The sequence below is a fragment of the Streptomyces sp. CC228A genome (assembly GCF_021390935.1).
Classification (GTDB): Bacteria; Actinomycetota; Actinomycetes; order Streptomycetales; family Streptomycetaceae; genus Streptomyces.
On the sequence record NZ_JAJPUI010000006.1, the window covers coordinates 432,499 to 445,582 of the forward strand.

The 13,084-nt window shown below is 75.9% G+C and carries 12 protein-coding genes and 1 pseudogene; 3 read left to right on the forward strand and 10 right to left on the reverse strand.

The window, feature by feature from the left end; all coding sequences use genetic code 11:
- Positions 1-58: 58 nt before the first annotated feature.
- The 4 genes and pseudogenes from L6E17_RS19815 to L6E17_RS19830 all read right to left on the reverse strand — a co-directional run bounded on the left by L6E17_RS19815 (position 59) and on the right by L6E17_RS19830 (position 4,202).
- A pseudogene (locus L6E17_RS19815) lies at positions 59-1,083 on the reverse strand (glycosyltransferase family 2 protein).
- 281 nt (positions 1,084-1,364) lie between these two features.
- The gene (locus L6E17_RS19820) at positions 1,365-1,571 is read right to left on the reverse strand and encodes a hypothetical protein (RefSeq protein ID WP_236242070.1); all 207 of its coding nucleotides are present in this window, start codon (positions 1,569-1,571) and stop codon (positions 1,365-1,367) included.
- Between the two features lie 6 nt (positions 1,572-1,577).
- Positions 1,578-2,441: an SDR family oxidoreductase gene (locus L6E17_RS19825; protein ID WP_236242071.1), complete on the reverse strand. Its 864-nt coding sequence runs from the start codon at positions 2,439-2,441 to the stop codon at positions 1,578-1,580.
- Between the two features lie 510 nt (positions 2,442-2,951).
- Positions 2,952-4,202, reverse strand: coding sequence for an aromatic acid exporter family protein (locus L6E17_RS19830; protein WP_236242072.1), 1,251 nt, complete (start codon positions 4,200-4,202; stop codon positions 2,952-2,954).
- A gap of 66 nt (positions 4,203-4,268) precedes the next feature.
- Between L6E17_RS19830 and L6E17_RS19835 the strand changes: the two genes are divergently transcribed.
- The gene (locus L6E17_RS19835; RefSeq protein WP_236242073.1) at positions 4,269-5,084 is read left to right on the forward strand and encodes an SDR family oxidoreductase; all 816 of its coding nucleotides are present in this window, start codon (positions 4,269-4,271) and stop codon (positions 5,082-5,084) included.
- Positions 5,085-5,549: 465 nt separating this feature from the next.
- A complete protein-coding gene (locus L6E17_RS19840) occupies positions 5,550-6,242 on the forward strand; it encodes an adenosylcobinamide amidohydrolase (protein ID WP_236242074.1) in 693 nt (230 codons plus the stop codon).
- Here the strand turns inward: L6E17_RS19840 and L6E17_RS19845 are convergent.
- The 6 genes from L6E17_RS19845 to L6E17_RS19870 all read right to left on the reverse strand — a co-directional run bounded on the left by L6E17_RS19845 (position 6,239) and on the right by L6E17_RS19870 (position 10,779).
- On the reverse strand, positions 6,239-7,018 hold the full coding sequence (locus L6E17_RS19845) for a metallophosphoesterase (RefSeq protein ID WP_236242075.1): 780 nt from the start codon (positions 7,016-7,018) through the stop codon (positions 6,239-6,241). The genes L6E17_RS19840 and L6E17_RS19845 overlap by 4 nt on opposite strands.
- Positions 7,015-7,269 carry a hypothetical protein gene (locus L6E17_RS19850; RefSeq protein WP_236242076.1) on the reverse strand — a complete coding sequence of 85 codons (255 nt, stop codon included), beginning with the start codon at positions 7,267-7,269 and terminating at the stop codon, positions 7,015-7,017. Before L6E17_RS19850 ends, L6E17_RS19845 begins: the two co-directional genes overlap by 4 nt.
- Positions 7,266-7,952, reverse strand: coding sequence for a hypothetical protein (locus tag L6E17_RS19855; RefSeq protein ID WP_374109093.1), 687 nt, complete (start codon positions 7,950-7,952; stop codon positions 7,266-7,268). Before L6E17_RS19855 ends, L6E17_RS19850 begins: the two co-directional genes overlap by 4 nt.
- 387 nt (positions 7,953-8,339) lie before the next feature.
- Entirely contained in the window at positions 8,340-9,128 is a 789-nt protein-coding gene (locus L6E17_RS19860; RefSeq protein WP_308315909.1) for an amino acid ABC transporter ATP-binding protein, read from the reverse strand.
- Positions 9,125-9,925 (reverse strand): amino acid ABC transporter permease, encoded by an 801-nt coding sequence (locus L6E17_RS19865; protein WP_236242077.1) that lies wholly within the window; start codon positions 9,923-9,925, stop codon positions 9,125-9,127. Before L6E17_RS19865 ends, L6E17_RS19860 begins: the two co-directional genes overlap by 4 nt.
- Complete coding sequence (locus L6E17_RS19870; protein WP_374109094.1) at positions 9,922-10,779, reverse strand: transporter substrate-binding domain-containing protein; 858 nt, start codon at positions 10,777-10,779, stop codon at positions 9,922-9,924. Before L6E17_RS19870 ends, L6E17_RS19865 begins: the two co-directional genes overlap by 4 nt.
- A gap of 296 nt (positions 10,780-11,075) precedes the next feature.
- Between L6E17_RS19870 and L6E17_RS19875 the strand changes: the two genes are divergently transcribed.
- A complete protein-coding gene (locus tag L6E17_RS19875; RefSeq protein WP_236242144.1) occupies positions 11,076-13,067 on the forward strand; it encodes an NAD(P)-binding protein in 1,992 nt (663 codons plus the stop codon).
- Positions 13,068-13,084: the final 17 nt, after the last annotated feature.

Sequence of the window (13,084 nt, forward strand, 5' to 3'; positions counted from 1 at the left end):
TCGTCCGCCCCGGCGGCGGACGAGGGGGACGGGAGGCGGCGGCCCGGCGCGGGAGCGGTCATGCCCGGTCACCCCCGTCCCCCTCGGCGCCGCCGTTCCAGCAGCCCGCCGAGCGGTACCGCACCTCGCCGGAGACCCGGTGCCAGACGGCCAGGACGGGGATCAGCGTGCTGGTCGCCGCCATCGTCAGCACCTCGTCCCGGGTGCGCGGACCCGGGGCGATCCGGGCCCAGGCGAACTCCGCGGTGCCCAGCGCCCAGCCGGCCGCCGCGACGCCCGCCGCCCTGCGCCTGCCGACCGCCGCCAGGAGCAGCGCGAGGCCGCCCGCGGCCGTGACCGCCGCGTGGCGCCGGATGCGGCCCCGGGGTGCGGCGGCCCGCTCCCACCAGTCGGGCCCGTGCAGCCGCGCCATCAACGCGTCGTCGGCGTTGCCCCGCTGCATCCGCAGCGACACCCACCGGTCGGCGGGCCGCACGGGGTGGTCGGTGCGCCGCTGCCCCCGCCGGACCAGCCACCCGGCGTCCAGCACCCGCAGCGCCAGGTCCGCGTCCTCCCGGAAGGCGCGGGGGAAGCGTTCGTCGAAGCCGCCCGCGGCCCGCAGCGCGTCCGTCCTGTACGCCATGTCGGCGGTCACCCACAGGGCCCGCTCCAGCCCCGCCGTGCTGCGCTCCCAGTCCGTCGGCCGGCGGTCGGCGGGCTGCGGGACGCGCAGCACCCCCTGGATGCCGCCCGTGTCGGGGGACGCCCCGTCGAGGTCCCGCGCGAGGTCCGTCCGCCAGGTGGGGGAGACCCGTACGTCGTCGTCCAGGAAGACCGTCCACGGCTCGCCGACGGCACGCAGTCCGGTGTTGCGGGCGGCGGCGGCCCCCGCCCGCCGCTGCGCAGCACGGCGGCCCGGTCCTTGAGGCCGCCGAGGGCCTCCAGCGGCAGTGGGGCGGCCGGCGGGCCGGGACGGTCGTCGACGACGACGATCCGGGCCGGCTCGGGACCCTCGCTCGCGGCGAGGGAGGCCAGGCAGTCGGCGAGGCACGGGCGCCCCACGGTGGGGACGACCACGGCGTACGCGGCGGGCGGAGGACTCATGCGGCGACGCCTCCCGTGGTGATGCGGACTGTCCGTAATCGATCACCTTATGCGTATACGGTGCGATCCGCAGGAGGGCGTACGCGGCACGGTCGCGCATGAGCCACCTGCTCGCTGTCCGGCTTTCCGGGATGCAGGTCGCCCCGTGGCCGCCGCCGGTCCGCCTCCGTTCCGCAGGCGCCGGCCCTCCGTCCCGTACGGCCGGCTCCGATCCGCCGGCCAGGGCCGTGCCCCGCCCGGGCCCCGTACTGCTGCGGGGCCCGGCGGGGCACGGCCGGTGCTCATGTGCTGCTGGTCTGGTCCTCCGGGTCCGGGATTCCCTCCGCCGGTTCGCCTTCCGCCTGGGAGGGCGTGGTCTGGCGTACGGGCCAGTAGTCGTCGTCGCCGGACTCCACGGCTGCCTGCCCGCGGATCCGCGCCAGCTCCTCGTCGGCCCGGCGCCGCTCACGCTGCCGGTCGTCGTCCTGCGGTGAACGCCTCTCGGCCATCACGGCTCACCTCCTTCCGGGTGGCTGCTCGGCTGCTTCCCGCCGCGGCGGGTACCCCGCTGCGGGGCGCTCACCGGGGCGCGGTTCGAGGGGGCGGGCCAGGGCGCGCGCCGCGCGCAGGGTCACCGCGTGCGGCAGCAGCCGGGCGGCCAGGCCCTCGGCCCTGCTGCGGCGGGAGCCCGCCCGTACGCGCCCGCGCCCCCGGGCCATGGCCCGCAGGCCCTGCGCGGCCACGAGGGCGGGGCTGTCCTTGCCCGGCTGCCGCCCGAGCCGTGTGTTCTCCAGGCCCGCGCGCCGGAAGAAGTCGGTGTCGGTGGCGCCCGGCAGCAGCACGGTGACGGTGACCCCGGTGCCGCGCAGCTCGTCGCGCAGCGCCTCGGCGAACGACAGCAGGAACGCCTTCGAGGCGTGGTAGACCGCCTGGTACGGCCCGGGGACCTCGGCCGCCACCGAGGAGACGACCAGCAGCCGCCCCGCCCCGGCGTCCACCATGCCGGGCAGCAGGCGGCGGGCCAGGTGCAGGGTGGAGGACACGTTGAGGTCGACGACCCGCGCGGTATCGGCCAGGTCCACGTCGAGGAAGGCGCCGCCGACGCTGGTCCCGGCGTTCAGTACGGCGGCCGCGACCGGCCGGCGGGTCGCGGCCACCGCCTGGACGAGTTGCTCGACGCCGTCGTAGGTCGCGAGGTCGGCCCGCACCTGGCGGACGTCGGCACCGCGGCGGCGCAGGTCGTCGGCGGCCCGCGAGAGCGCCCGGTTCTCGGCGCACACCACCAGGTCCCACCCGTGTTCCGCGAAGCGCCGCGCGAACTCCAGGCCGATCCCGCTGGATGCGCCCGTGACCACGGCGAGCGGCTTTGTGAGGCTCATCGCACCGGGGTACCCCCGGGTCGGCTGGCTTGAACTCGGCCCAATGGTTTATCGTTCATCTATGCGGTTGTGAAGGGCCCTTCACAAGTCCGCCGTGCCCCGGCTGGTTCCCCCGTCCAGCCGGGGCCTTCCTTATCTCCGCCGCGCTTCCGTCCGTCCCGCGCCCGGCGAGCGCCGCCCCCCTGCCGTCCCGCGCCCGGCGAGCGCCGCCCCTGCCGTCCTGCGCCCGGTATCCGCCGCGCCTCTCCTGCGCGCGGTGTGCGCTGCGCCTCGCTCGCTCGCGCGCGGGCTCCGCCGTTCGCCGTCCGGCCGCCGTCCGGTGCCCCGCCGCTCGCCGCCCGCCCGCCGCCGGTGCCCGCCGCCGTGCTCGTCCGCCGCTCCGACCGCTGGGGTCAGGGCGGGCCGCCCACCGGCGCGGGCCCGGCGCGGGCCCGCCGCCGCGGGGACCGGGCCGGCCAGGGACACCCGCGGCCGGCCGCGGGCGGCGCCCGTCGGCAGGGCGTGTCGCCCCTACAGCTCCCTGCGCAGCCGGGCGGCCAGCGTGGCCAGCCGCGGGTAGCGCTCGCCCAGCTCGGCCGCCCGCCGGTCGAGCTCCTGCGTGAGCCGCTCCGTCCGCTTGTCGACGTCCAACTCGTCCAGGATCCGGTCGATCTCGCTCAGCAGCGCCCCGTGCAGCTGCCACTGCCGCGGATGCTCCTGCACGTCCTCCAGCAGCAGGTCGGCGACCCGGTCGCGGGCGGCCCTGCCGGCCGCGAGCGCCTCCCCGAGCCGGTCCTCGGCCTCCTCCGCGCGGGCCGCGACCTGCGTGGTGACGAGCTGCGCGAAGCTCTCCACCGCCCGAGCCATGTGGCCGAACACCTGCTGGAGCCCGGCTGCCACGTCCGGCGGGAACAACCGCTCATCCGTCCGGAACTTCGCCAGGTCCGTCATCGTCCGCGACAGCACCCGCAGCACCACCGCGCAGATCTCCAGCGTGTCGAGGCCCGTCCGCAGCGCCACCCGTGCCAGCAGCCCCTGCCGGACCCGCGGGTTCAGACGCAGGCTCTCCTCGGCCTGCCGCAGCGACGCGTCCACCTCCACGATGTCGTGGTCCAGCCGCCGCGCCTCGTGCAGGCGGGCCGCCGCGTGCGCCACCGGCACATGGCCGAGACCGGCCACGTCGTCGCCCATCTCGCGGAGCATGTTCCCCATGCCGCGGGCCAGCCCCTGGATGGAGGCGCCCGCCGACTCCACCCACACGGGCGGCGCCAGCAGCAGGTTGAACAGCAGGCCCACCCCCGCCCCGATCAGTGTCTCCAGGACCCGGTGCCAGGCGGCCGACCCCACGGCCTGCGTCACCCCGAGGACCAGCATCGCGCTGATCGCCACCTCGGGGACGTACTCGCTGACCCTGACCAGGTGACCCACGATCAGCGCCGCGAAGATCGTCAGGCCGAGGCTCCACCACGTCAGCCCCACCAGCGTGCTGAAGCCGATCGCCACCAGCACGCCCGCCACCACGGAGTTCACCCGCCGGATGCCGTTGGTGAGCGTCGCGTACAGCGTCACCTGCACCACGAGGAGCGCCGTGAGCGGAGCCGTGAGCGGGGCGGGCTGCGCGGGCAGGAACATCAGCGCCACCACGTACGAGATGACGGCCGCCGCCGTCGAGCGCAGCGTCTGCGCGGCGACGGGCTCCGTGGTCCGCCGCACCAGTTTGACCACCGCGTCGCGGGCCTCCGGCGTCCGCCGGGCGCCCCGCGGCTCGTGTGCCTTCGCCATCGGGCGACCTCACCTCCCCGCCGGGCCCGGCGTTTGCGGTGTGCCGCCCGTGGTACCGGCCGACACATGAACCAGCGCACCCCCGCCCGGCAGGGCGCCCGCGTCGCCATCGTCACCGGCTCCGACTCCGGCATCGGCCGCGCCACCGCCGTCCACCTCGCCCGGCAGGGCATGGACGTCGGCATCACGTGGCATGGCGACCACGAGGGCGCCGCCGGCACCGCCGAGGAGGTCCGGTCCCACGGGCGCCGCGCCGAACTGGCGCCCATGGACCTGACCGCGCTGCCCGACGCGGCGCAGGCCGTCGAGGAACTCGCCGCACGGCTCGGCCGTGTAGACGTGCTCGTCAACAACGCCGGTATCGGAACCGCCACGCCCTTCCTCGACCTGCCGTACGACGTCGTACGGGACGTCGTCGACGTCGACCTGATCGGCCCGTTCCTGTGCAGCCAGCACGCCGCCCGCCGGATGATCGCGCAGGGCGACGGCGGCCGCATCGTCAACGTCACGTCCGTGCACGAGCACCAGCCGCGCGTCGGAGCCGCCCCGTACTGCGCCGCCAAGGGCGGGCTCGGCCTGCTCACCCAGGTCCTCGCCCTGGAGCTGGCGGAGCACGGCATCACCGTCAACGCGGTGGCGCCCGGCGAGATCGCCACCCCGATGACCGGCCAGGAGGACGTCGACGTCCGCACCCGGGAGCGCCCCGGCATCCCGCTCGGCCGCCCGGGCGACGCCCGCGAGGTCGCGGCCGTCATCGCGTTCCTGGCCGGCGAGGACGCCTCGTACGTCACCGGCGCGTCCTGGACCGTGGACGGCGGCATGCTGCGGATGGGCCCGCAGGCGGGCTCCCACCTGGACAGCGACGCCTGGCGCCGCCCGTGAGGCACGGGCCGCCGGCGCGGGCACGGCGCCCGTCACGCGGCGGCCGGCCGCCTGCCGGGGCCCGCCGCGGTGGCGGGTGTACGCCGTCCGCCCCCGCCGGCGGGCGTCTTGCGGCTGTCGTCCGTCACGATGCGACTCCTGACCTGGTGTGCCCGATGGTGCCGTACCCCCGTTACCCGCGGGACGCCTGGTCCTAACGGTGCCGGCGCGGCCGGTGGGCGCAGCAGCCTCCGGTACGCGGACGCCGCCCCTGACGCCGCCTCCGCCACAGCCTCCTGCCGCTTGCGCCTTCCCGCCGTCGGCCGTCCGCGGCCTTCCCTTCATGGTCTGCCGTCTGCCGTCTGCCGTCTGCCGTCTGCCGTCTGCCGTCCGGCTCCCGGCTCCCGGCACCGGATCTCCCGGCCACCGGGCCGCGGCGGGCCACGGCGTAGGATCAGTCGGTTCCCGCCCCCGAGGAGTCGCATCGTGTCCGCCGTCGTCCCGCCGCCCCGCACCGCAGGAGGACTGCTGCACGTCGACCGGCTCGGCCGTACCGAGGACGGCGAGCGGCTGCACGGCCTGCTGTGGCGGGCCGGGGCGGGTTGGCGGATGATCAGCAGCGCCGTGCTCGGCGGCGGCGTGGGCGAGCGGTCCTGGGTCCTCAACGCCCAGGTGTCCCACGGCTACCGGCGCACCGATCCGGCCCGGCACCTGGCGGAACTGGCCCGCGCCGCCGGGGTGACGGGCCCGGGCGTCGGGCTGATGACGGCCGCGGACGTCCGCGCCCACGGCCGGGGCGAGGACGGCGGCGCGCAGGCCGTGGCCACCGCCGGGCTGGGCGTGCGGGGGTGGGCCGCCGCACCCGGCCGGGGCACGGCCGTGCCCGCGGCCCCGGGCACGGTCAACATCGTCGTCGCCCTGCCCGTCGCCCTCACCGACGCCGCGCTGGTCAACGCCGTCGCCACCGCCACCGAAGCCAAGGTCCAGGCGCTGCTGGACACGGGCTACGACTGCTCCGGCACCCCCACCGACGCCGTGTGCGTCGCCGCCCGCGCCCCCGGCCGGGACGGCGAGGCCCACGCCTTCGCGGGCCCGCGCTCCCTGTGGGGCGCCCGCCTCGCCCGAGCCGTCCACACCGCGGTCCGCGAGGCCGCCGGCCCCCCGCCCCCGCCCGGTTAGCGGACGGCCACCGCCTCCTCCTGCCCCGCGACCAGGGAGGTGGGCGAGACGTGCACCGGCAGGTGGTACACCGCGAAGGCGCTGCCCAGCACGGGCTGCGCCACGTTCCGCACCCGCACGCCGCCGCTGGTCATGCCGTGCTCGGTCCCCAGATGCGCGTGGCCGTGCACCGCCAGGTCCGCGCCCGCGTCGTCCACCGCCTCCGCCAGCAGGTAGCTGCCGAGGAACGGGTAGATCTCCGGCGGCTCCCCGGCCAGGGTGTCCGGCACCGGCGAGAAGTGCGTCAGCGCGATCCGCACGGCGCAGCCGTCCGCCTCCTTCAGGGCCCGCAGCGACGCGGCCAGCCCCTCGGCGCAGCGCCGGGTGTAGCGGATGAACGCCTTCATCTCCGGCTCGCCGAACTCGCCGCCGCTGCGCCCCGCGAAGCCGCCGCCGAAGCCCTTCGTACCGGCGATGCCGACCCGGGTGCCGCCCACCGACAGCACCGTCCCCGACCCCTCCAGCACGATCACACCGACCTCCTCCAGGACGGCCGTGACGTCGTCCTGGAGGTCGCTCTGGTAGTCGTGGTTGCCGAGGACCGCGACGACGGGCACCGGGAGCCCGGCCACCTCGCGGGCCACCACCCGCGCCTCCTCGACCGTTCCGTGCCGGGTCAGGTCCCCGGCGAGCAGCAGCATGTCCGCGCGCTCGCCCAGGGTGTCCCACGCGGGCCGCAGCGTCCCCGCGCCGTCCGGTGACAGATGGATGTCGCCGACCGCCGCTACCCGGATCATGACAGCTCCTCGGGATGGTTCGGGGCGTCCGTGACCGCCACCACCAGGTCCTCGTGGAGGGGGAGCCCGGACAGCTCGTCCTGGGCGATGCGCAGGATCTCGTTGCGGCAGGCGACCGTGGACACGGTGCCGTACAGCATCACGCCGGCGCCGCGCTGCTCGATCCGCACGCCGAGTTCCGCGATGTCCTCGCTGGCGAGCCGGTCCCGCAGGTGGGCGATGCGGTATTCGGCCGTGTCGGCGCCGCTCATGGGAGTTCCTCCCTCGGCTGGATGACGTGCAGGCGCTCCAGCAGGAAGAGGAACGCCTCGGGCATGGGAGCCCCCTTGTTGTCCCGGCGCAGCGCCTCCCAGTCGATCTTCTCGCGCAGTGCGCGGGCGATCGGCAGCACCGCACCGAAGTCGCAGTGGTGCTCCGAGAACGCCGCGAGCTGGCTGCCCATCAGATCGGTGGGGGCCAGCACCGGCATGTGGACCGAGTCGACGGGGAGCACCAGCGCGCGGTCCAGCAGGTCTTCCGTGACCGGGTGCCGGGCCAGCTCGAAGATCAGGTCGATCTCCTCACCGCGGCAGGTCGCCTTGATCAGCCAGTCCTCCGGAGCTCTGCGCACCTTGATGCCCCCCTGCTCCAGCTCCCGCGTCACCGCCTCCTCGTCGTCGCGGAGGATGGCGAAGTCGGTGTCGTGCTGGAGGCTGGCCGGGACGCCGTGCGCGTACGCGGCGACGCTCCCTGCGAGCGCGAAGCGGTGCCCGCCGCTCTTGAGCAGGCCCGCCACCTGCTTGGTGGCCTCCAGGATGGCCTGGGTGCGGTCCGGTGGCAGCGGCGGGCCGCCTGCCACCTCGCCGGGCACGGGGGCCGGCTCCGCGATCCGCAGCTCCGCGGAACCCGCGGGCCCGGCGCCGCCGCGCCGCTGGGCCTCATGCGCTTGTGTCACCTTTTTGCGCCCCCTTCACATTGGGCCGCCTCGGATGGGGAGCGGCCCGAGTACCCGCAACGCCGCGTTCCACCCCTCCCGGTCCGCGAACTCCTCCGGACGGCTCCGCACGGCGGCCCGCCCCCGGGTCACCGGCCCGCCCCCGGCCGCCGGCTCCCGCTTCTCCTCGCGGGGCCGCCGGGCCGCCGGCCGCCCCGGCCCTCTTGCCGGGCCGCCCGGCCGTCGCGGTGGCCTGCGTCGCGGTCTCCGCCCGATTCCCCCGTACGCGGTCTACGGTCAGCCGCCAGCCAGCCAGCCAGCCAGCCAGCCAGCCAGCCGCCAGCCGCCGTGCTGCTGAGCTGCTGAGCTGCTGAGCCGTGTGCCGCCGGCCCCGTCCCGGGCAGGGGCTCAGCGGCCTCCGCCCGGTCCGCCCGCGGCCGCCGGGTGCAGGATCCGCGTCAGGAAGTCCCGGGTCCGCGCCTCCCTGGGCGCTCCCACGACCTGATCCGCCGGGCCCTCCTCCACGATCAGTCCGCCGTCCATGAACACCACCCGGTCCGCCACCTCGCGGGCGAAGCCCATCTCGTGTGTCACGACCATCATCGTCATGCCCTGCCCGGCGAGCCCCCGCATCACCGCCAGCACCTCCCCGACCAGCTCCGGGTCCAGTGCCGAGGTCGGCTCGTCGAACAGCATCACCTCCGGGTCCATCGCCAGCGCCCGTGCGATCGCCACCCGCTGCTGCTGCCCCCCGGAGAGCTGCGCCGGGTAGGCGCCGGCCCGGTCCGCCAGGCCGACGCGCTCCAGGTGCTCACGCGCCACCCGCACCGCCTCGGCCCTGCCGCGCCGCAGCACCCGGCGCTGCGGCAGCGTCAGGTTCTCCTCCACGGTGACGTGCGGGAACAGGTTGAACTGCTGGAACACCATGCCGATCCCGCGCCGCACCGCGTCGATGTCCGTATCCGGGTCCGTGACCTCGGTTCCGCCGACGACGACCCGCCCCGACGTCGGCTCCTCCAGCAGGTTCACACACCGCAGCAGCGTCGACTTGCCCGACCCCGAAGGACCGATGACGCACACCACCTCGCCCCGCGCCACCTCCAGGTCGATGCCGCGCAGCACCTCGGTGCCGCCGAACGCCTTGCGCAGCCCCCGGATCTCGACCTCCGGCCGCGTCCTCGCGCCCCCCATGCTCATCGGCCCCTTCCCGCACGCGCCTCAAGACGGCGCACCACCAGGCCCAGCGGCACCGTCACCAGCAGGTAGCACCGCCCCGCGACCAGGATCGGTGTGGAGTTGGCCGTCTGGCCGGCCAGGTCCCGGCCGAACTTGGTCAGCTCCCGCTCCTCCAGCGTCACCCCCAGGAACAGCACCAGCGACGAGTCCTTGAACAGCAGCACCAGCTCGTTCGTCAGCGGCGGCACCACGATCCGCAGCGCCTGCGGGACGACCACCGACACCATGGCCCGGGCCTGCGAGAAGCCCAGGGAGCGTGCGGCCTCCCACTGGCCGCGCGGCACCGCCTGGATGCCCGCGCGGATCGTCTCGGCGATGTACGCCGCCGCCACCAGGCCCAGGCCCAGTGCCACCTTCCCGTACGTACCGCCCGGGACCTCCGTCCCGGGGAAGGCCAGCGGCACGGCGACCCCCACGAAGATGAAGATCAGCAGGGCGGGCAGGCCGCGGAAGAACTCGATGTAGGCGCCCGCCAGCCACCGGTAGGGCGCCACCGACGACAGCCGCATCAGCGCGACGACCAGGCCCAGCACCAGTCCGAACACGAAACCGGACAGCGTGTAGACCACGGTGTTGAGCAGGGCCGTGGTGATGATCTCGGGGAACAGCCGCCGCGCCAGGTCCGGCTGCGCGAACTGCTGCCGCAGCCGCGCCCAGTCGGCCGTGGCGGCGACGAGCCCCACCCCGGCGGCGAACACCGCGTACTGCAGGCCCCGTACGGCCCGCTGCCGCCGGCGCCGCGTCGACCGACCCGTCACGAAGCGTCCTTCGCGGAGGCGGGCAGCGGCCCGATCCACTCCTCGTACAGCTTGTCGTACGTGCCGTCGGCCTTGGCGTCCCGCAGCGCCTTGTCGATGGCGGCCCGCAGCGCGTCGTTGCCCTTCTTCACGGAGAAGCCGTACTGCTCGCCGGTCTCGATGTCCTCGGCCAGCCGGAACGCGTCCGCGGTCGCCGGGTCCTTGAGCCAGCCCTGCACGACGGGGTAGTCGATGACGACGGCGTCGACCTGCCCCGTGCGCAGCCCGTTCAGCACGGCGTCGGAGCTCTCGAACGCCACCGGATCGAGGCCCTGGCTCTTCGCGTGGCTCTCGCCGGTGGTCCCGGCCTGGGCGCCCAGCCGCAGTGTGCGCGCCTTGACGTCCGCGAGCGAGGCGGCGCCGCTCTTCTTCGAGGCGAGGAGCGCCTGGGTGGCGTCGAAGTACGGGAGCGAGAAGTCCACGTTCTTCTTCCGCTCGTCGGTGATCGTCATGCCCGCGGCGGCGAGGTCGCACTCGCCGGAGTTCAGGAACGCCCCGGTCTTGAAGTTCTCGAACGGCGTGTCCAGGATCTTCTGCTCGACCCCCAGGTCCTCTGCCACGAGGTCGACCAGGGCCACGTCGAAGCCGACCACCCGGCCGTCCCGCTCGGACTGGAACGGCGGGTACGGCAGGTGCGTGCACGTGGTCAGCTTGCCCTGCTCCACCACCGGCACCCCTCCCTTCGCCTCGCCGGGCCCCCCGCCGTCCGAGCCGCAGCCGGCGGCGAGCAGCAGCGCGGCGGCGCAGGCGGCGGCGGGCAGCGCCCGCGGGCGCCTGCGGGCGGGTGCGGTGGTGCGGTCGGCAGTCGACGTCACGAAAGACCTCCAGGGACGGGGGCGGCGGGGACGGGGAGCCGCCGGCGGTGATGGTGCGTCACCGGCATCGCGTCCCGGTGGAGATCCGCTGGCGCGGACCCCGGGACGCCGGGCGGTGCCCCCGCCGCCCGGGGGCGCGGCCGCCACCGGCCCGCGACCCCCAACTGCCCTGCCCCTCAAGGCCCTCGCTCGGCCGTCCCACCCGACCCCGTGGACGGGGCGGCGCGGACCACCGGCATGCTTGGCGGGTGTTTCCGATTCCTCAGCAGCCCTCCCGCGCCCCCGACACCGGACACATGGTCGTCTGCGGCGACGACGCGCTGGCGGACCGCCTCGCGCGCGAACTGCACGACGTCTACCGGGAGCGGGTGGTCCTCGTCGTCCCCGGCCGCACCGCCCCCGTACCGCAGCAGCGCACGGCGGCGGCTCCCCGGCCGGGCCGCGGCGCGTTCGCCCTGTTCGGCCGGATGTCCGCCGCGGTGTCCCGGACCGGCGGCCCCGGCCCTGGCCCTGACGCCCGGACGGGGCCCGGCGGCCGGACCGCGGGGGACGCGACGGCCCCGCAACCCCCCGCCACCGGGCACCCCGCGGACGCCGACGTGCGGCTGCTGGAGGTCGCCGACGTCGACGAGGCCGCCCTGCTCGACGCCGGCGTGGAGCGGGCCGCCGCACTGGCCCTGGTCCACGAGGACGACGAGACCAACATCCGGACCGCGCTGCTGGCACGCCGCCTCAACCCGGCGCTGCGGCTCGTCATCCGCATGTACAACCGGAAGCTCGGCCAGCACCTGGAAGAACTGCTCGACCAGGCCGCGGCCCTCGCCCTGCCGGACATCGACCCGGAGGTCCTCGACGCCTCCACCACCGTGCTGTCCGACGCGGACACCGCCGCCCCGGCGCTCGCGGCCACCGCCGTCGCCGGAACCAGCAAGATCATCCACGCGGACGGGCTGCTGCTGCGCGCCGTCGAACGCACCCCGCCCGGCCGCGGCGAGGTGGCCGACCACGGACTGTGCCCGCTCGCCCTGCTGTCGTCGAGCGCCAACGACCCGGCCGGCAGCGACGGTTCCGACAGCAGCGGGGAACAGGGTCCGCAGCTGCTGCCCGACGACCGGACGGTCGCCGCCGCACCCGGGCGAGGCATCGTGGCGCTGGAGGCGATCTCGTACGCGGGCCCCACCCTCCGCCCCCAGCGGCTCGGCACCGGTGCCGTGCCGCTCCGCTCCTTCTTCTCCCGGCGCCTGCGCTGGTCCTTCGCCGGCCTGGTGCTCGCCGTCGCGGGCATCGCGGTCGCCATGTGGCTCACCACCAGGGAGGCGGGCCCGCTGCGGGCGGCGTACCTGACGCTGCTCGACCTGTTCGCGATCGGCGACCCGGCGGTGGGGGAGCCCGTCGAACGGCAGGTCCTGCAGATCCTGTCCGGCTTCGTCGGGCTGCTGCTGCTCCCCGTCCTGGTCGCCGCGATCCTGGAGGCGCTCGGCACCTTCCGCACCGCGACGGCGCTGCGCCGCCCGCCGCGCGGACTGTCCGGCCACGTGGTGCTGATCGGGCTCGGCAAGGTCGGCACCCGCGTGCTGAGCCGGCTGCGGGAGCTGGACATCCCCGTGGTCTGCGTGGAGTCCGACCCGGAGGCGCGGGGCATCGCCACGGCCCGCCGGCTGCGCGTGCCCGTGGTCCTCGGCGACGCCACCGAGGAAGGCGTGCTGGAGGCGGCCCGCCTCCACAAGGCGCACTCGCTGCTGGCCCTCACCAGCCTGGACATCACCAACCTCGAAGCGGTGCTCTACGCCCGGTCCCTGCGCGCCGACCTGCGGGTGGTGCTGCGGCTGTACGACGACGACATCGCGACCGCGGTCTACCGCACCCTGCGCGTGGCGCACCCCGAGGCCCTCACCCGCAGCCGCAGCGTGTCGCACCTGGCGGCGCCGGCCTTCGCCGGGGCGATGATGGGCCGTCAGATCCTCGGGGCCATGCCGGTGGAGCGGCGGGTGCTGCTCTTCGCCGCGGTCGTGGTGGCGGGGCACCCCGAACTGGAGGGCCGCACCGTCGCGGAGGCGTTCCGGCCGGGCGCGTGGCGGGTCGTCGCCCTGGACGCGACGGCGCCGGAGCAGCGCCGACCGGACCTGGCGGCGGTCCACTCCGAGGGCGGCGGCCTGCGCAACACCGGTTTGGTGTGGGACCTGCACCCCGGGTACGTTCTGCGGGCCGAGGACCGCGTCGTCCTGGCCGCGACGCGGCCGGGCCTCGCGGAGCTGCTGGGCCGAGGCGCACCGGGGCCCACCCCGTGACGGCGCCGCCCCGGCGG

Bases quoted from the DNA above. Each gene is read 5' to 3' on its own strand.
- L6E17_RS19820 (WP_236242070.1), bottom strand. From the start codon at position 1,571: ATGGCCGAGAGGCGTTCACCGCAGGACGACGACCGGCAGCGTGAGCGG.
- L6E17_RS19825 (WP_236242071.1), bottom strand. From the start codon at position 2,441: ATGAGCCTCACAAAGCCGCTCGCCGTGGTCACGGGCGCATCCAGCGGG.
- L6E17_RS19830 (WP_236242072.1), bottom strand. From the start codon at position 4,202: ATGGCGAAGGCACACGAGCCGCGGGGCGCCCGGCGGACGCCGGAGGCC.
- L6E17_RS19835 (WP_236242073.1), top strand. From the start codon at position 4,269: ATGAACCAGCGCACCCCCGCCCGGCAGGGCGCCCGCGTCGCCATCGTC.
- L6E17_RS19845 (WP_236242075.1), bottom strand. From the start codon at position 7,018: ATGATCCGGGTAGCGGCGGTCGGCGACATCCATCTGTCACCGGACGGC.
- L6E17_RS19850 (WP_236242076.1), bottom strand. From the start codon at position 7,269: ATGAGCGGCGCCGACACGGCCGAATACCGCATCGCCCACCTGCGGGAC.
- L6E17_RS19860 (WP_308315909.1), bottom strand. From the start codon at position 9,128: ATGAGCATGGGGGGCGCGAGGACGCGGCCGGAGGTCGAGATCCGGGGG.
- L6E17_RS19875 (WP_236242144.1), top strand. From the start codon at position 11,076: ATGGTCGTCTGCGGCGACGACGCGCTGGCGGACCGCCTCGCGCGCGAA.